14 protein-coding genes are annotated in these 18,048 nt (G+C 45.9%); 11 read left to right on the forward strand and 3 right to left on the reverse strand.

The features are described 5' to 3' along the window. The 5 genes from TREAZ_RS03800 to TREAZ_RS03820 all read left to right on the forward strand — a co-directional run bounded on the left by TREAZ_RS03800 (position 1) and on the right by TREAZ_RS03820 (position 3,551). Positions 1-1,341 carry a DUF58 domain-containing protein gene (locus TREAZ_RS03800; RefSeq protein ID WP_015710490.1) on the forward strand — a complete coding sequence of 447 codons (1,341 nt, stop codon included), beginning with the start codon at positions 1-3 and terminating at the stop codon, positions 1,339-1,341. Between the two features lie 12 nt (positions 1,342-1,353). After that, a complete protein-coding gene (locus TREAZ_RS03805; protein ID WP_015710491.1) occupies positions 1,354-1,944 on the forward strand; it encodes an NAD(P)H-dependent oxidoreductase in 591 nt (196 codons plus the stop codon). A 17-nt stretch (positions 1,945-1,961) separates the two neighbouring features. Then, the gene (gene thiM, locus TREAZ_RS03810) at positions 1,962-2,771 is read left to right on the forward strand and encodes a hydroxyethylthiazole kinase (RefSeq protein ID WP_015710492.1); all 810 of its coding nucleotides are present in this window, start codon (positions 1,962-1,964) and stop codon (positions 2,769-2,771) included. A gap of 49 nt (positions 2,772-2,820) precedes the next feature. Beyond that, positions 2,821-3,195: a hypothetical protein gene (locus TREAZ_RS18205; protein ID WP_015710493.1), complete on the forward strand. Its 375-nt coding sequence runs from the start codon at positions 2,821-2,823 to the stop codon at positions 3,193-3,195. Positions 3,196-3,287: 92 nt separating this feature from the next. Continuing rightward, the gene (locus tag TREAZ_RS03820; RefSeq protein WP_015710494.1) at positions 3,288-3,551 is read left to right on the forward strand and encodes an OadG family protein; all 264 of its coding nucleotides are present in this window, start codon (positions 3,288-3,290) and stop codon (positions 3,549-3,551) included. Between the two features lie 55 nt (positions 3,552-3,606). On the opposite strand, the gene TREAZ_RS03825 is transcribed toward TREAZ_RS03820, so the two are convergent. Both TREAZ_RS03825 and TREAZ_RS03830 read right to left on the reverse strand, forming a co-directional pair. Next, the gene (locus tag TREAZ_RS03825; RefSeq protein ID WP_015710495.1) at positions 3,607-4,632 is read right to left on the reverse strand and encodes a methyltransferase; all 1,026 of its coding nucleotides are present in this window, start codon (positions 4,630-4,632) and stop codon (positions 3,607-3,609) included. A gap of 18 nt (positions 4,633-4,650) precedes the next feature. Continuing rightward, the gene (locus tag TREAZ_RS03830) at positions 4,651-9,273 is read right to left on the reverse strand and encodes an adenosylcobalamin-dependent ribonucleoside-diphosphate reductase (protein ID WP_015710496.1); all 4,623 of its coding nucleotides are present in this window, start codon (positions 9,271-9,273) and stop codon (positions 4,651-4,653) included. Positions 9,274-9,423: 150 nt separating this feature from the next. Between TREAZ_RS03830 and TREAZ_RS18210 the strand changes: the two genes are divergently transcribed. From TREAZ_RS18210 to TREAZ_RS03840, 3 genes are read left to right on the forward strand one after another with little or no spacing between them, the layout of a single operon-like run. Then, the gene (locus TREAZ_RS18210; RefSeq protein WP_015710498.1) at positions 9,424-9,579 is read left to right on the forward strand and encodes a hypothetical protein; all 156 of its coding nucleotides are present in this window, start codon (positions 9,424-9,426) and stop codon (positions 9,577-9,579) included. Positions 9,580-9,618: 39 nt separating this feature from the next. Continuing rightward, a complete protein-coding gene (locus tag TREAZ_RS03835) occupies positions 9,619-9,828 on the forward strand; it encodes a DUF4062 domain-containing protein (RefSeq protein ID WP_043922814.1) in 210 nt (69 codons plus the stop codon). Next, positions 9,829-11,145, forward strand: coding sequence for a TIR domain-containing protein (locus tag TREAZ_RS03840; protein ID WP_015710500.1), 1,317 nt, complete (start codon positions 9,829-9,831; stop codon positions 11,143-11,145). It abuts the gene before it with no gap. A gap of 121 nt (positions 11,146-11,266) precedes the next feature. On the opposite strand, the gene TREAZ_RS03845 is transcribed toward TREAZ_RS03840, so the two are convergent. Next, entirely contained in the window at positions 11,267-12,298 is a 1,032-nt protein-coding gene (locus TREAZ_RS03845; protein WP_015710501.1) for an IS5 family transposase, read from the reverse strand. Between the two features lie 61 nt (positions 12,299-12,359). Here TREAZ_RS03845 and TREAZ_RS17270 point away from each other — a divergent pair, with 61 nt between their 5' ends. From TREAZ_RS17270 to TREAZ_RS03860, 3 genes are all read left to right on the forward strand, one after another. After that, entirely contained in the window at positions 12,360-15,293 is a 2,934-nt protein-coding gene (locus tag TREAZ_RS17270; protein WP_280990962.1) for a leucine-rich repeat protein, read from the forward strand. A gap of 94 nt (positions 15,294-15,387) precedes the next feature. Next, entirely contained in the window at positions 15,388-15,720 is a 333-nt protein-coding gene (locus TREAZ_RS03855; RefSeq protein ID WP_148257671.1) for a hypothetical protein, read from the forward strand. A 112-nt stretch (positions 15,721-15,832) separates the two neighbouring features. Next, positions 15,833-18,001 (forward strand): hypothetical protein, encoded by a 2,169-nt coding sequence (locus TREAZ_RS03860; protein WP_015710504.1) that lies wholly within the window; start codon positions 15,833-15,835, stop codon positions 17,999-18,001. Positions 18,002-18,048 lie beyond the last annotated feature (47 nt).

Genomic DNA, 18,048 nt, shown 5'->3' on the forward strand with positions numbered 1-18,048 from the left:
ATGAAACCGGGGAAGGCTCTTTTTATCACCGCCCTGCTCTGGCTCTTCCTTGGGGCAGGGGCTTTTTTTTCAGATGCCCTTTCCCTGGTCTGGCTTTTTGCGGGCCTCATTCTCCTTCCTGTTATTGCGGCAGATGCGCTGTTTTTATATTTTCTGGTGGACCGGCTTGAAGTAAAGAGGGAACTTCCCATTACCCTGGCTCAGGGGGCAAATGCAAAAGCAAGGATCGATATTAAGCGGGGACAGCGGCCAATGCTGCCATTTAAGATCACCCTTTTTGATCTTTATCCGGAAGGGATGGAATGCAGGGATTTTCCTGCTGTTATCGATCGTAAACTGTTTAGCACTAATAGTACTATCCATTTTGATTATACCCTTATCCCCAAAGAACGGGGTTTTTGGTTTTTCAGAGGAGTTGAGATCCTCCTTGCTTCCCCGCTGCGGTTTTGGAATTTGAAAGCCTTCCATAAATGCGAAAGTGCGGGCCGTACCTATCCTGACTTTACCAAGATCAAAGCCGCTGCCGGCGTCGAGCTGCGCGGCCTTCTTGAAATGACAGGGATAAAGAATATACGCCGCCGGGGACAGGGCATGGAGTTCAGGAACCTCAGAGATTATCAGGAAGGGGATTCCATACGGGACATTGACTGGCGGGCCACAAGCCGGAGACGCAGGATCGATGGCGGTGCTAAACTTATTATTCGGGAATACCAGGAAGAACAAGATCAGCAGGTACTGTTTTTGCTGGATTCCGGCTATAGGCTTCATCGCAGGGAAGGGGAGAGGATGCAGTTTGACAGCGCCCTTGAAGCGGTGCTGCTTCTTTCGTGGGTGAGCCTGAAGCACGGGGACAGCGTATCGGTGGGAACTTTTGGCAATGTTAGACGCTGGATATACCCCCGCAAGGGTTTGAGTACATTCCCGAGGCTTATGAACGGCCTCTGCGATATTTTCAGCGCCCCTGTTCCCTCGTCGCCTTTCTCATGCCTTGAGGATGCTTTGGCCCGCCTTAAGCGCAGGACTTTTATCATTCTCATAAGCAATTTCAGGGAAGAAGATGGCGAATCCCTTTCGTGGATTTTAAAGCGCATCGAAAAGCGGCATCTCCTCCTTTTGGTAAGCTTGCGGGAAAAGGAATCAGAAACCCTTTCTGCCCGCAAGCCTTTGAATGCTGATGAAGCCCTTGAAACCGCAGCGGCTTTTTCTTATCTCGCCTCCCGCAAAGCACTGTACCAGCATTGGGAACACCTGGGCCTCCTCACCCTCGAGACTTCGGCAGGGGGGCTTTCTTCAGCCTTGATTAACCGCTATCTGCAGGTTAAGCGTTCAGGTAAACTTTAATTAGGAGTGATAATGCGGATCTTTATTGTATACGCCCATCCCAGCGAAGATAGTTTTACCCGCCATATCAGGGATCATTTTATCCGTGGTGTTGAAAGCGCGGGTCATAGCTATATTCTTTCGGATCTTTATAAGATGAATTTTAAAACCGATATGAATGAAGCTGAATATCTGCGGGAAGCTTTTTACAGTCTCGATACCCCCGTGCCGGATGATGTGCTGGCCGAGCAAAACAAGATCAATGCCAGCGATGCCATTGTTTTCATCTATCCTGTGTTTTGGTCCGACGTCCCTGCAAAACTCAAGGGCTGGTTTGACAGGGTATGGACTTACGGTTTTGCCTATGGGCTAAACCGCAGCATGAAGCAGCTTGAAAAAGCGTTAGTAATGGTGTCGGCCGGGAATAACAGCGAATATTTTGATCGTACCGGCCTTCTCGACGCTATGAAAAAAGTAATTTTGAACGATCGCCTTTTCGACAGGGTTAAGACGAAGGAGATGATCGTTTTTGATTCAACAAGCCGCGAGCTTCCCGAACGCAAATTCAATTGGGATAAACATTTGCGGCGCGCTTTTGAAACCGGGGCAAAATTTTGGCAGTAAATTTATATGGAGGTTTTATGATTACAGCCCAGTCAGTTTACAGGGATCTGGCAAAAATACGGGAGCAATCCCCCCTGGTGCACAATATCACCAACTTTGTGGTAATGAACAATACCGCCAATGCCCTTCTGGCCATTGGCGCTTCCCCGGTAATGGCCCATGCAGAAGAAGAGGCCGGCGATATGGCTGCCATAGCGTCCGCCCTGGTGATCAACATAGGCACTCTTAGCCCCGTCTGGATAAGGGGAATGGAAAAAGCCATGGCCAAAGCCGCAGAACGGGGCATACCCGTTGTTTTCGATCCCGTGGGGGCAGGCGCCACCCCTTACAGGTCGGAGACCTGCAGCAAGCTCCTCTCCGGCTGCCCGGTGAGTATCATCAGGGGGAATGCCTCCGAGATTAATGCCCTGGTTTTCATGGGCAAGCCGGGGGCTGCTAAAACCAAGGGTGTGGATTCTACTATCTCATCGGATAGTGTTTCCGATTCTGCTAAGGCCTTGAGCAGCCTATACAATTGTGTAGTCTCTTTGAGCGGGGCTACGGATTATATTGTGAAGTCATCAGGGCAGATCCTGATCCATAATGGCCACCCCCTGATGCCCAGGGTTACCGGCCTTGGCTGTACTGCAACAGCGCTTACCGGGGCTTTTGCGGCGGTAAACAGCAATTATATGGAAGCTGCTGCCGAAGCTATGGCTGTTATGGGGATAGCGGGGGAGCTTGCGGCCAGAAATTCGAAAGGGCCGGGGAGTTTTCAGGTTAATTTCCTGGATGCCCTTTATAACCTGAGCGAGGGGGAGATTCAGAGCCTGCTCAAGGCGGAATGACAGACGCTTGTTAATTGCATGCTTTTTCAGGTTATGGTATAATCCTGTTATGGGATTATTGATAAAGAGAAAATTCCCGCATCTCATTTTAGCTGCATATCTTGCTATAGCTATAATAGGGGCGTTTTCTTTTTCAGCCATAGAACCCCTCCGGGAGATTGATTTTTGGGTGGACAAACCGGCTTCAAGCAATTTCCTTGAACCTATAGATCATAGCATTAACTGCCTGGCTGAGGGCACTGCAATAATGAGCAGGGCAAGGGGATATTCTTTTTCCCTCTTGCGCAATGGTTCGCTGCGGGTTCTCATGGCCTTTGGGTTAAAAAATACCGGTTCGTCCTTCTTCCATGCCTCATTAGCCCATGCCGAAAAGATGAATTCCCTTAGTACCAAATATACAATTCCCTTAAAACTCCGAATTTAGAATCTATTTTCCTTTTAATCAAGTTTTCTCATTTAAACTCCATGCAGCAAAGGTTGTATGGAAAAAAGGTATATAGATATCAGGAGTATAATATGACTATTAGTGAAATGCTGCAGCAAAGCGCAGTTTTAACTTTTTTTGGAATGACTGTGGTTTTTATTTTTCTTTGGTTCATGATTGTTTGCGTCAACTGGGTAGGGAAATTGGTTCACAAGATGGGCTGGGACAAGGATATCCAGGAAACGGAAAATAAATTTTCTGTGCGCCAAAGCGGATCAGTGTCGCCACAGGTTACCGCTGCCATATCAGCGGCTGTTTCAGAATATCAGCAAAAAGAAGAGATCGATCATGTCTAAAGGAAGCGTAATTTTTATGGGTGTGTTGATCCTTCTGATTATTGGTTTGTTTTTTTTATACAAAATGGTTTTCTAACACAAACACTGCCGCCTTTTTCCCTGATACCAGAACAGGAATAGTACGGATCAGGGAAAAGGCCGGCGTTTTGTCCACCGCCTGCCTGAATTCCTCCTGCTTGGCAGTGAGCACGACTGCCAAGCCTCCTGCTTTCAGCAGCCGCGAGAATATTCCGACCATGTCATCATAGAATTTTTGCAGCGGAATTTCCGTTTCCCTGAACATTCCCCAAGGCGGATCTGTGATAATAGCATCAGCTTCGCCCCGGGGAAGCACATCGAAAATCGAGTAAATATCCGCTTGTTTTATTTCGCATGGCTGCTTTGCCGTAATTTTTTTCTTTGCGAAGGCAAGGGGCGCTTTATCAATGTCGAAAGCATAGAATTTTTTCAGAGGGAAATATTTTATTCGCTGCCCAGGGATTGATCCGTAACCACAGAAGGGATCGATAACCGTGTCAGTATGTTTTGGATTTGAAAGCCTGCATAAAAGCCATGCCAGCTGGGGGCTAAGCTCTCCGGGGTGAAGGCTTTTTTCGAAAGAGGCATGGCGGGTGAGGCGTTTCATAAAAAGGGAAAAGCCTTCCCTGCGGTATAAATACCAAAACTCCGTGTCAGGATTGCTGCGATCAATTTTAAGCCCCGAGGCATGGGAAATAAAATTTTCTGCTTCCTGCTTTGCAGCCTCGTTTACAGCGCTAGGCTTATTCTCTATGGAAAAAATAATCCTAAAACTTCGTATTTTGCTGTTGTTCTCCGAGATAATGCTGCTCGGTTTTCCCAGGGTTTTTCTAATATGCGCTTCAAGAGCTTTGTCTTTGGCTGCGTTTTCAAGAACATCAATCACCGCAAAGATATTGTTGAAGCAGAAAAAATTCAGTTTATCGTAGGTACATTCGGTTTCAAAAAGTATAGCCCCTTCGAGCAGTTTTTTGATTGCTGCATCGGCGAGGCGTTCTTTTACCAGTTCTGCGATATAGTCCTGAAAACCCGGAACAAAGGCAGCATAAAACAAATTAGCCATGTGTGTTTTCAGCGCGGATCAACTGCAGCCTGTAGTCCCGCCGCAGGTGTCGCACTTCATGCAAGTACCGTTCCTCACCAGGGTAAAGGAACCACAGGCAGGGCAGGGGTCTCCTTCATAACCCTTGATCCTTGCCTGCATGATTTTTGCAGCCTCCGACTGCTGGGCATTGTCAGCAGAGGCTGTTTCTTTAGGCATGGAGGAAGCTGCGGCTTTGCCATGCGGCTTAAACCCCGCGCTTGCTTTTGCCGATCCTTTAGCCTCGCCGGAATCATTCTTGGTTCCTGTTGAAATAAGATCGTCAGGCTTGACCTGCCCCAGATCGGCGCGCTTGAGGTAAGAAATGGCCAAATCGCGGAAAATGAAATCGATGACACTGGTAGCCATTTTCACATAATCATGGCCCTGCACCATGCCGTTCGGTTCAAAGCGGCTAAAGGTAAAGGCGTCCACATATTCGTCAAGGGGCACACCGTATTGGAGGCCCAGGGAAACAGCAATGGCAAAACTGTTAAGGAGGCTCCTGAACGCAGCCCCTTCCTTGTGCATGTCAAGGAAAATTTCGCCCAGGCTGCCGTCCTCGTATTCCCCGGTGCGGATAAAAATCGAGTGCCCGCCGATCTTTGCCTTCTGTGTATAGCCAGCCCTGCGGTTAGGCAAGGGATGGCGGATGTTTCGCGAATCTGCGGAAGCTGCATTGCTGCCGGCAGCAGAAGCCGCCGGTTTTTCCGGAGAAGCCATAGTCCGTTCTACGTTCAGGATAGTATCCGCCAGAGGATCTGTCCCGGGCGCAAAAGATGAGAGGGGCTGGGATAATTTTGACCCGTCCCGGTACAAAGCCACTGCCTTGAGCGCCTTCCTCCATGCCATCATATACGCGCCCTTTACATCCTCGTAATCAGCGGAATTAGGCATATTAATGGTTTTGGAAATTGCCCCGCTGACAAAAGGCTGAACCGCAGCCATCATCTCCACATGAGCAGTCCAGGGAATGGAACGCTTGCCGTTCTTCCCCGAAGGGGTGGCGGTATCAAAAACCCAGTAGTGTTCCTTCTTTAAACCCGGCGCCCCTTCAAGCCCCATAGTGCCGCAGGCAAAAAGATCAGCAGCGCCGATATCACCCTGGGTAAACCCCAGATGCCTAAGCAGGCTGAAACCCGGAAGGGACCAGGTCGATTCAGGCACTTTTAGGACTTTTTCGACAAAATCCCGGCCAAGAATCCATGGATTGAATACCCCGTCAAGGCTAAGGGCTGTCTTGACCGCCTCCTCCGCCGCAGCCAGGGCCTGGGCAGTAAAGCCTTTTTCCGAGAGGCTTGCAGGATTAATAGCAGGCGCCCCAATAAAGGATTTGTGCCCTGTGGCGTACGCAATAATACTGTCGATTGTATCGCTCTTATAACCAAGGGCTTCAAGCGCAGGAGGCACCGACTGGTTGATTATCTTGAAGTACCCGCCGCCCGCAAGCTTCTTGAATTTCACCAGCGCAAAGTCAGGCTCCACGCCGGTAGTGTCGCAATCCATGAGGAGCCCTATGGTTCCCGTAGGCGCAATGGCGCTTACCTGGGCGTTGCGGAAACCGTGCTGTGTCCCAAGATCGAGAGCCCTGTCCCAAGCCTGTTTCGCCGCATCCAAAAGATACGGCGGGCATTTAGCAGCATCAATACTGACAGGAACAGTGTTAAGCTTTTCATATTCGGTAGCAGGGGCATTATTGCAGGCCCGCCTGTGATTGCGTATCACCCTGAGCATGTGGGAGGCGTTTTCCCTGTACCGTGCAAAAGGCCCCAGCCCCTTTGCCATACGAGCCGACTGGGCATAGGCCTCGCCTGTGAGCAGAGCCGAAAGCGCCCCTGCCACAGCCCGCCCCTCAGCGGAATCATAGGCAAGCCCCATCACCATCAAGAGGCTTCCCAGATTGGCATAGCCAAGCCCCAAAGTGCGGTACTCGTAGGAAAGTTCCGCGATATTTGATGCAGGGAACTGCGCCATCACCACGGAAATTTCGAGTATGGCAGTCCAAACGCGGATCGCGTGGAGATAAGAGGCAACATTAAAAGTTTTAGTTTTCTTGTCATAGAAAAGCGCCAGGTTGATAGAGGCCAGATTGCAAGCCGTATCGTCCAGGAACATATATTCCGAGCAGGGATTGGAGGCCCGGATCTCCCCGCCCTCGGGGCAGGTGTGCCAGTCGTTGATGGTCGTATGGTACTGCAGGCCCGGGTCGGCGCAAGCCCATGCAGAACGGGCGGCATCCTCCCAGATCTTCCGGGCCTTGATAGTCCTTTCAATCTTGCCCGTAACCCTGCCGTTAAGGTTCCATTCCGCATCGTCCAGCACAGCCTTCATAAAATCGTCGCTCAAGCGGAGGCTGTTGTTGGACGACTGCCCCGACACCGTGTTATACGCCTCGCTGTCCCAGGCAGTAGAGAACACCGCCGGATTCACTTCCTCGTCCCCCTGCTCAAGCCGCCTCAGCAGCTGGTAGAGGTACGAGGCAGGAACCTTGTCGCTCAGGGCATTTTTTAAAGAAGCCGCAAGCTCATGGTTTTTTTCAGCGTTGAACTTGTCTTCCTCCGGACCCCTGAACGCCGCCAGCGCCTTCTTTACCGATTCAAGGTGCTTCTTCACCACCAGTGAACCCGTAACCATGGAAGCCACCTTGTGTTCCTCTTCCTGCTTCCACGAAATATATTTTTCAACATCCGGATGATCCGCATCAAGGGTAACCATCTTGGCAGCACGCCGCGTAGTCCCCCCGCTCTTAATCGCCGACGCCGACCTGTCGCCAATCTTCAAAAATGACAGCAACCCCGACGACACCCCGCCGCCGGAAAGCCTCTCGTTTATAGCCCTGAGCCTGGAAAAATTGGACCCCGTCCCCGACCCGTACTTGAAAAGCCGCGCTTCCCGGGTTACGAGATCCATAATGCCACCTTCATTCACGAGGTTGTCGTCTATGGAGAGGATAAAGCAGTTGTGGACAACAATATTGCCAGCAAGGAAGTTCCCGCTTTTTGTTTGAATATCATATACCGGCATTTCTCCGAGATATTCAATTCTATTGATGATTTCAAAACGCTGTTCAGGAATTTCTTTACCCTTTATTTCCGCAGCAAGGGAATTAGTCAGTTTTTCCTGTTTTTCAGAAGAAACAAATCCAATTAATTCCTGGAATTTTTTTCGTTCACTCTTATAGGCAATTATCAAATGGTAATAGGTATGCCTGTCATCGCGGCTGTCATTGCAAATACTAATACGGCTATAGATACCCAGGTTTGCCAACAGTTTTTGTGCATCCCATATTAAATCTTTAGATATACTCCCCAGTACCACATCAAAAGAGTCGCTTGGCCCTGCGTGGGAACGAACAGTCCCATCAGATTGAAAAAGAGATCGCAAATAGACAGTCGAGATCGCTCTCCCCCCATTTAGAATAGCTTCGGGAATCCGCATATCCAGGCCGCGTTTTTCAGATTCATATTTATCAACAAAGGGGCGGAGCTTTTCTCCATACAGGCGAATCCGCCGTAACGTGAGATTTTCATTTACGGTTTCTACATTCGTAACATGATAATGAACACCGTCAAAAACCTTCTGAATATGGGGAAGGAGAAAATTATATTCTTCATCATCGGCGGTCATAAATTCTATAATCAGCGATTGGTTAGTATTTTTTTTATATTGTCCTGCAAATCCATCTCCTGTGATCCATCCTGCCAATACCGCCTCGCTGACCGCCAATTCATCGTCTTTGGCCATTTCTGCAATAGTAGTATTGGTAATCTGTACCAGCCGCATATTGTTTTGCAGTTTTCCTGCCTCAATCCATTGGGGCTTTTCAGTATTATCAATATCGGCAAAAACCAGATGATCCGCTGTAGCCTCAAGAGTATTCCCATTTTTCAGGGCAATACGAAGAACAGGCTTGGTGCCATTTTCTTTGACCGCCAGTATTTCGGTAATACCGTCTTTGTCGTAAACCCTTGCGCCGATTCTTTTTTGCTCCACAAGTTTCCCGATCGGGATAGGTCCCTGAGGCGTACTTACCAGTGCATGATACGGGAGGCACGCATGCGGCTGCGGCCTCTTGTACGCACTGTCGGACTTCTTCACCTTGCCGTCGGCAGGGTCAAAGTAATAATGCCCCTGGGCAGGACCATCAATCCCGTAGACCGCGTAAAGCCCCGTGTTGAACCACTGGGGGCTGTTGGGCGCCGCTATCTGGTGGGCCAGCATATAGCAGGTTTCGTCGTAAAAAGCCTTGGCATCCCCTTCGCTGTCGAAGTAGCTGTTTTTCCTCCCCCAGTCCATCCAGGTATAGGCAAGCCTGTGGAAAACCTGGCGTGCGTCATGCTCCGCCCCGTCCTTGGGCAGTTCCATGCCAGGGTCGGCAGTCCCCGGGTCAACGGCCCACGCCTTCCAGTCATAAACCTTGTCCGCAGGCACCCCCGCCTTGCGGAAATACTTCTGGGCAATAATATCCGCCGCAATCTGGCTCCAGAAAGCCGGCACAATCACGCAATCCTCAGAAAAAATCGCCTTCCCGTCAGGATTGCGGATTTCGCTCTTCCGCCTCTCCCAAACAATATCCTTATACGGCCCCGAAGCCGCATCCGTAAAGAGCCTTTCAATTTTCATTCCCAAATCCTTAGCCCCGCCTATAGCGGAGCATTTTAAAGTATACACTATATAAGGGGTAAGGATCAATAGACTTCTGCATAAAAATTTGGCAGAAAGCCTTCCATAATAATGCAAGGAGGGGAAGCGCATTGGACGGGAGATAGGGCATTGGTCAGCCAAAGCGACCGCTTCCTTCTACGCTGCTCCCCCTGGGCTCCGAACTCCTCGCAAAAACCTTCGGTTTTTGCTGCGGTGTTCTACGCCCACCCCCACGTCGGTTATGCGGGTAACGCGACTATTGTTTTTACCAAGGTCTTTGAATAATGCCAAGGCTGCAATATAATACCATAAAAGGTAGGGATTATGCCGACAAACCCCATTGAAGAACGTCAGATCCGTGTGTTCATCTCGTCCACATTCCGGGACATGCAGGCCGAACGGGATTACCTTGTGATGAAGATATTCCCCTCCATACGCCGTTACTGCGAAGAGCGGGACATTTCCTTTGTGGAGCTTGATCTCCGGACTTTACCAAAAAAGCAGAAGACCTTCGTGAAAGCCCTGGAGGAATAAATGTTGGAAAAAGATGTGAATATTTTTGTAAGTCTCCATCCAGACGACGAAAGATCCGTGTTGCTTGCATTGGAGCAAGTCCGATCGGCAGGATGGCACAATATTGATATTTCCGGACTACAAACCGGACAAGCGGCAATATTGGAGTCTATCCAGCAAAGCGGCATGGCATTAATATTCCTGAGCAAAGCGTATGTACGGGATCAGCGCTTGATGCTTGAAGAATTCGCTTATGCCGCCACTGTTGTGCGAAAACCATTTATCCCGGTCTGGTTGGATAGCCTTGTGGATATACAGCAAGATTGCCAAAATATAGATGGTGACCGGCATCTTCTCAGTGCTTTGGAAATGCTTACAGCCAAATATTCATGTACTGCCATCGATGAACTCATTGCCGAGTTGGAACGATTTACGCCTGATAATACACCTTATACACCTTCAACCCCGCAGATATGCGATAAACCTTGTGAGGCTTATGAGGGGGATGAGCCATATATATTCATCAGCTACGCCCATGATGACGCAATACAGGTCTATCCAGAAATAAAGGAACTATACGAATCCGGCTGGGATTTGTGGTACGACGAGGGTATTAAAGTAACAGAGCGTTATTTGCCCGTTATTGCCGATAATATCAGGCATTGCTCGGTATTTGTATTAATGCTGACAAATCGCTGCTTAGTTCGGCCATTCGTGATGAATTATGAACTGGAGTATGCACGCCAGCGGGGAGTTCCCATTATTCCGGTCTTGTTAGAAGAATTAACTCCGCAGCCATGGTCAGAGGAAAATGCTGCGAAGCTTTTAAAGGCGGCAATTGCACCGGATGTATTAATTGAACACATAAGTCGTGCCAGCTTGACGAACCGGGGAACACGTATTGCTGTTCCACCTGCCATTAAACAAAATGTAGTATACGACGTTAATCTGCCGCTGGAAATGCCGGGGTTCAAGATCCTGGTACAGGGGGATGAGATAACCATTGTAAGGTATGTTGGTGATGACAGGGATGTTGTTATTCCCAGCACAGTTACATCGGTTGATGGAAAAATAACATTTCAGGTTACTGCTATTTGTGACTATGCTTTTACAGGTGGCGGCAGCGGCATTTCCGGAATTGGAGTAAATATTGACTTGATGGCTTCCGGTATGTTTAATAAGAAAATAAAGATTAACAAAGAATCCCTTGAGAATTGTAAATTATTGACAAGTGTTACGATTCCGGACAGTATTACCAATATTGGACAAGGTGCTTTTTCAGGCTGCAAATTACTAAAGGGAACCTCTAAAAACCACTTATTAAATATCCTGACATAGCTTATTAAATAATTTTTTTTGGAATTGATAAGAAAAAAACGAAAAATTGATATAATTGGGCTTATTTATTGCCTCATTCATTCGCTCTTGCCCACAATCGTGTGTCGTGGACAGACTCCCCTTATGCATATGCCCGCTTTCCCCTCATAAGAAATATATACCGCCAGAAATTATAGGTCAAATTCATAAGCGCTATATTAGCGTGTGCCCGTGCCATCCCTATACTCCGGACCACTATCCCTCTCATCGTATTCGTCATCGTGGCAAATACATGCTCAACCCGCGCCCGTATTTTCGATTTCCGCGTGTTGTTCGCTTTTTGTGTCTTTGTTAACGGCCGGTTCCGGTATCCTTTCTCATGTATCCGATTTTTTGCCTTCCTGGGTATGCATTTCTGTATCTCTTCCCCAACATAGGCACTATCCGCATACAAAATGTTATCTTTCTCATCCACCAATTTTGATAATTCCTGACTGTCATGTACTGCTGCACTGGTCGTACTGAACTTCGTTATCAGTTTGCTTTCCGCGTCTATTTTTATATGGTCTTTATATCCGTAATGCCGTTCCTTGTTTTTGGTCGCCCACCGGGCATCAATGTCCTTTTGTGACTTTTTATGCTTTTTCTTTTTTCCTTCCCATTCTTCAGGCACCTTGCCTTCCTTTATCTTCTGGTTTTCCGCCTTGCTGTTCCGCTGCCGCGGCGCATCCACAAAGGTCGCGTCCACTATGCTTCCGCTGTAGCTTATTATTTCCTGCTCCTCAAGCTGCCTGACAAATCGGTAAAATATCGTATCCAATATGTTTGCCTTTACCAGTTCTTCCCGAAAATGCCATATCGTTTTCGCGTCGGGAACGGTATCGCACAGAGCCAATCCCAGAAACCGTTGAAAACTCAACCTGTCTTTTATTTGGTATTCGGCCTGATCGTCACTTACATTGTACAGTTTTTGCAATATCAGTATTTTAAACATCATTACGTAATCAAAGGGCGGTCTGCCTCCCGGCCCCTGCGCCTCCTTTTTCAACGTTTTATTTAATATCCCACGAAAATTATCCCATTTAATGTATTTGTTTAATTTTTCCAGGGGATCGCCGAGCGCGCTTAATTCTTTAAGCCTATCATTTTCATCAAAAAATCCATGCTGTTTCATGAATTTATTTTATCACAGTTCAGCTTGTTTTTAAAGAGTTTTTAGAGATGCCCTAAAGAATATAACTATTCCAGACAGCATCACAAGTATTAACGAAAATGTTTTTTTGGACTGTAAATCGCTAAAAAATATTACTATTTCGAAAAGTATTACCGGTATTGGAAACTATGCTTTTGATGGCTGCAAATCGCTAAAAAACATAATAATCCCTGACAGTATTACCAGTATTGGGCATGGTGCTTTTGATGGCTGCAAATCGATCACTAATATTATCATCCCGGGCAGTATTACCGACATTGAAGCGAATGCTTTTAGCGGATGCAAATCACTTATTTCTGTTTTTTTGCCGGATTGTGTGACAAGTATAGGCGTATCTGCTTTTTTCAAGTGTACATCATTAGTCAAAATCAATATCCCAGATAGTGTTAAAAGCATTGCCGCCGAAGCTTTTGCACTTTGTAAATCGCTTACAGACCTTACAATCCCGGATAGACTTATCAATATTGGCGATAGAGCTTTTAGCGGGTGCATATCTTTAAAGAATATAACTCTCCCCGAGGGGGTTAAGATTGGCAAAGAAACATTTTTTGGCTGCCATCAATTGGGTGCGGTTTTTAATGCCGGTAAAACAACCATTTTCTGCGGACCTCAAAATTGGTACTCAAAAAAACCATATGTTATCCCTGATGGTATAATAACAATAAATCCCGGCTCTTTTTCAAGTTGGTCATTTGTTTCAAAAATAATCCATCAAATAGCATATAAGTCCCAAGTGTTTAAATGTCGATTACCCGATAGTATAATCATTCCCGACAGCGTGACGGAAATTACTTCCGGTACTTTTGCAGACAGTAGTAATTTAAAAGAAATCATCATCCCAAATAGTATCACAAACATTGGCGATAAAGCTTTTAGTAAATGTAAATCTCTGAGAAGTATCATTATTCCAGACAGTGTTACAAGCATTGGTAAAGGTGCTTTTAAAGGCTGTAAAGCACTAAAGAACGTAACAATACCGGAGAGCGTCGTGAATATTGGCGAAGAAGCCTTTTTTGGCTGCAAATTGTTAAAAAATGCCGTCATACCGGATAGTATAACGAACAATGGTTATAAGGCTTTTCATAAAACTTCGAAGGAATTGTCAATTTCTAAAAGAAATCTAGTTGATGAAGTTCAAGAACAGGAAATGGAAGTACAAGAAGTTGAAGAGATAAAGTCCGGACAATTACTTCCAAAATGTCATGAAACACCACGGGTTTATATATGTTGTGCAAAATGGGATGTAGAGCATGTTAGTACCTTACTGACAAAACTCTACTGGGAAGGATTTAATATTTATTATACTAAAACCACAGACGAACAGGAAATTGATAACAGTCAATGTGTTTTAGCGTTTTTTTCGAATAAAACAGTAAAATCAGGACAAGCAATGAATAAATTAAAACATGCGGTGTTGCGTGATCCCTCACGGATCATCCAGGTTTTTTTGGGGGATTGTACCGATTGGCCCGATGAAATCAGAGATAAACTACATGACAGGCAGGCTATAATCCAAAGTCTCAGTTCAGAACAGGAATTTTCCGGAAAAATACGTGACAGCCTTCGGAAGTTTGAATGCAATATTGGACATCCCAGAGGGTTTGATGTGCAAAAACATGATGACACTGTTGAGTTAGTAAAATTCACCCCGACTGATTTTCCTCGGGTTATTATACCGGAAACATTTCTTAATCCTCCTCTGCCGCTTACCGGTATTGGTGTAAAAGCATTTATGGATTGTGAGTCTGTGATAGATGTTACTATTCCAAAAGGGGTTATAAGAATCGGTGGGGATAATCTTTTCATCGGGGCCTTTTCAGGATGTAAATCATTGAGAAATGTCAATATTCCGGACAGCGTTATAAGCATTGGCACAGGTGCTTTTTCTTTTTGTGAAAAGTTAAAGAATGTTATCATACCGGAAAGCGTCACTAGCATCGGGGACAGTGCTTTTGGTTACTGCTATTCGTTAAAAGATATTGTTATTCCGGGCATCATTAATAAAATTGATGCCAATGTTTTTTCCGGCTGTGAATCATTAACATGTATCATCATCCCGGATAACGTTGAGAAAATTGGAAGCAATGCTTTCTATTGTTGCAGATCGTTAACAAGCATTGTTATCCTCAATAAAGAAACAGCTATTAGTAAAGATACGTTTGAATATTGCGAATTTCTGACCATATACACATCGGTTAGTAGTAAGGCCTGGAAATATGCGAAAAAGCACAATATAAAACACGGTGATTATAAAGAAGCCATTGAATATTTTAATAAAGAAATAGAAACGCATCGGCAAGTATCTCCAAAGGATTCAAAAAAGCTGCTAGAATTACTTAATGCATTGAAGGAAGTACAAATTAGGGTATATGGCGAAGAAAACGAGGCTGTTGCCACTACATATAATACTATCGGGGCAGCATACTTCAAGACAGGCGATGTTAATACGGCTTTAGAATATGCGCAAAAATCGTTAATGCTGCAAAGAAAGGTCCTTGATAATGAGCATATCGATGTTGTAAATACATTAGAAGATATTGGAACAGTATATAAGAAAATGAAAAACTATAAAAAGGCGCTGGAGTTCTCCCAAGAGGCCATTGCCGTTAGGGAAAAAGTCCTTGGCCTTGAGCATCCTGATATTGCAACACCATATAACAACATAGGCTTGATATATAGCGATATGGGAAACCTTGAAACAGCGCTTGAATTCTACCAAAAGGCCCTTGCTATTAGGGAAAAAGTTTTGGGCCTTGAGCACCTTGATACCGCAATATCGTATAACAACGTAGGTTGGACATACCGTACCATGGGAAACCGTGAAAAAGCGCTGGAATTCTACCAAAAAGCCCTTGTCATTAGAAAAAAGATTCTTGGCCTTGATCATCCTGATACAGTGAGGGTATTTCAAAGAATAGCCGACCTGCGTAACCTTATAGGTAATACCGGAATCTGATTGACCGCGCAAGCGGTCTTTTGCACAGTGGCGATGTACTATTCATTGAAAACGACTTGCCAGAGAATTATTGATGGTGTATATTATTGTCAATATGGACAGGGAAAAATTAAAGAAATTCGCTTTGGATGAATTCAAAAAACAAGCTCCAAAGGAAATTGCAAGGGACGAAAAGAGTTTGCATGAATTTACATTAAAAAATATCAACGAACCGCTTTTGGACAAATTGGTGGACGAGTACTGCCAAAAAAATCCGGAAGAGTTCGCTGTATTGAATGTATTCGGTGTCAGCGATGAAAAATTAAAAGAAATTACAGAGAAGACTGATGTGGCAAGTACGATTGAGAGAATTGAATACAAAAAAATCGTCAACAATGCGGGGCTTGCATATCAGGGAGATATTCTGATTGAGTTGTTGATGAAATAGGCAATGCTATTCTTGAACAGCGGCTGCGGGGTTAAAAGCCGGCACAGGGGAAGACGGGGCCGCTTTGGGCCTTCCCATAGCCAAAACGATTTATGCTAATAGGAGAAAAACAATGAACATAGAAACGCTGGTCAGTCTAATCGCCATCGCTCTTGTCCTGTTTGGAGTCTTTTTTTATTTTTTCTATAAGCCGGCAAAGAATGTTACAAAAGAGTTTCCTCGTATTGTGTTTTTCACCGCCGTTTTCATTGCAGGGTTTATGCTTAACTGGATAGGGGGCAGCCGCTTCTATAGCGAAGGCCGCAGTCCAAGGGAAATCATAAAGATCGGTTCGGCAGTTATCACCACTTTGCAAATGTTCGTCCTTAACGCAGGAATGGATCGAATCGAAAGCCTGTCCATAGGAAATTTATTTTACGGCATTGCCTGTGTCCTCTGCTATGTTGCTGCGGTGATTTGTACCGTGCTGCTTGCCGTGCACCTATTCTTCAAAAGCCTTTGGAACACCCTGTCCTTATTCTCCCTTATACGTTCATCAAAGAAAACATGGATCATCGTCGGAAAAGGTGTTCATCAGGAAACCCTCCTCAAAGGTCTTACGCCGGACCAACAGAGCAATACCATCATAATCCCCAATGAGACCAATGAGAAAGAAAAAAAAGAATACATTGGCCGGGGTTTCCTTGTCATCAACGGGAAATTCAATGCAGGGATGCTTAAAAAAGCAAAGTTTTTTAATTCAAAGGAAACAACCCTTAAGGAAACAGTCCTTATTGCTATTTCTGAAGATGATGTTGAAAACCTTGAAATAGCCAGAACCATAACAGAACACCTGAAAACCCTTTCGGATAGCGCCCATGACAAATTGCGTTTCTCCGCCCGCATTATGTACACCAACATCGAAAGGGTGGAGCATTTTAAATTCAGCGAAGGCGCCGGCGGGAGGATCCAGTTTTTTAATCCCCACGAAATAACAGCGCGCACATTTTTGTTCGACAACCCTATTGCCAAATTTATCCCCCCTGAACGTATAGACACCGAAAAAGCACTCCTAATAGGCGGTTTTGATTTTCTGCACGTCTTTATAGGCTTTGGGAAAATAAACCGTGAATTCCTTAAACAGAGCATCGCAGCGAACCAAATTTTGGGGATGGATTACCATGCCCTTGTGATTGACAAGGACATAAAGGACAGTCAAAGCAGCTTCATGAACCAGTGCGGCGGAATTTTTGCGGGCAGAGAGGAGAGGGACAGCGGAAAGTATTTCCCGGCGCCCCAGGAAGAATACAGGATCGAGTTTATGGAATGCAGCGCTCTTTCAAAAGAAATGTATGATACGGTAATAAGCCGTGTGAAAGATGCCGATGCTTCGTCCGTGATTGTTTCTTTGGGGGATGTCCAGTTAAGCGCGGAAACCGCCATGGAATTTCGCCAGCGGTGCTACGAGGACGGCATAACTGAGGGGATACACATCTTTGTCCGGGCCGACGAGCATTCCCCCATTGTCGCCGTGGATGTGCTCAATGGCGATGCAAAAATCAAGATAGAACCCTTCGGCTTTGAGGATGCAATTCTTGCCCTTGACCACATTGAGGACAGGTACATGGACATCCTTGCAAAACACATTTCGGCAAACTATGCAGGCACCGGCATTATGGAACAGCCTGAAAAAATGGAAGAGCTTATAAACCTCAAATGGTGCAAAATTACCAACTTCGATCGTGAGTCAAACTTTTCCGCTGCCCTTTCGATCCGCATAAAATTGAACATGATGGGTTTTGACCTTGTGTATGACAAGCCTGAAATTCAGGATGCAAGTGAAGAATTCAGGCGCGTGTACGGATTTGAACAGGCCAAGAAACTGCGCGAAGCAGAGGAGATGGAACGCGATGCCGAGGGCAAAATCGCAAATACCATCCGCAACAACCTTGCCCGGCTTGAGCACCAGAGGTGGAACGCCTTTCATTTGGCAAAAGGCTGGATGCCGATGCCAAAAGACAGGGTTACAGCGGCTGCACGGAAAGACGCGCTTACAAAACAGCATGCCTGCATCACCACCTTTGAAGGCTTGGACGAATTAACCAAACTGCAGGCAGAACTGAAATGCAAAGACAATCCAAATTTGGATTATCCAACTACCCTTAAAAAAATCGATACCATGCACTATGATTGCGATCTAATGGATTGCCTTGAAGACAATCTTAAAAGCACAAAATACCGGATTGTAAAGCTGGGTGCCGATTCCGGGATATTTGAGCATCCATGCGGGACAATGGCGTAACTTGGTAAAGAGGATGAAAATAAACGGGATAATACATAGTAAGGGTA

The organism is Leadbettera azotonutricia ZAS-9 (assembly GCF_000214355.1).
In the GTDB taxonomy this organism is placed as follows: Bacteria; Spirochaetota; Spirochaetia; order Treponematales; family Breznakiellaceae; genus Leadbettera; species Leadbettera azotonutricia.

What these genes read in the sequence shown, in the direction of transcription:
- TREAZ_RS03830 (WP_015710496.1), bottom strand. Translation starts at nt 9,273, where the DNA reads ATGAAAATTGAAAGGCTCTTTACGGATGCGGCTTCGGGGCCGTATAAG.
- TREAZ_RS03860 (WP_015710504.1), top strand. Translation starts at nt 15,833, where the DNA reads ATGAACATAGAAACGCTGGTCAGTCTAATCGCCATCGCTCTTGTCCTG.
- thiM (WP_015710492.1), top strand. Translation starts at nt 1,962, where the DNA reads ATGATTACAGCCCAGTCAGTTTACAGGGATCTGGCAAAAATACGGGAG.
- TREAZ_RS18205 (WP_015710493.1), top strand. Translation starts at nt 2,821, where the DNA reads ATGGGATTATTGATAAAGAGAAAATTCCCGCATCTCATTTTAGCTGCA.
- TREAZ_RS03845 (WP_015710501.1), bottom strand. Translation starts at nt 12,298, where the DNA reads ATGAAACAGCATGGATTTTTTGATGAAAATGATAGGCTTAAAGAATTA.
- TREAZ_RS03855 (WP_148257671.1), top strand. Translation starts at nt 15,388, where the DNA reads ATGGACAGGGAAAAATTAAAGAAATTCGCTTTGGATGAATTCAAAAAA.
- TREAZ_RS03840 (WP_015710500.1), top strand. Translation starts at nt 9,829, where the DNA reads ATGTTGGAAAAAGATGTGAATATTTTTGTAAGTCTCCATCCAGACGAC.
- TREAZ_RS03805 (WP_015710491.1), top strand. Translation starts at nt 1,354, where the DNA reads ATGCGGATCTTTATTGTATACGCCCATCCCAGCGAAGATAGTTTTACC.
- TREAZ_RS03825 (WP_015710495.1), bottom strand. Translation starts at nt 4,632, where the DNA reads ATGGCTAATTTGTTTTATGCTGCCTTTGTTCCGGGTTTTCAGGACTAT.
- TREAZ_RS03835 (WP_043922814.1), top strand. Translation starts at nt 9,619, where the DNA reads ATGCCGACAAACCCCATTGAAGAACGTCAGATCCGTGTGTTCATCTCG.
- TREAZ_RS03820 (WP_015710494.1), top strand. Translation starts at nt 3,288, where the DNA reads ATGACTATTAGTGAAATGCTGCAGCAAAGCGCAGTTTTAACTTTTTTT.
- TREAZ_RS03800 (WP_015710490.1), top strand. Translation starts at nt 1, where the DNA reads ATGAAACCGGGGAAGGCTCTTTTTATCACCGCCCTGCTCTGGCTCTTC.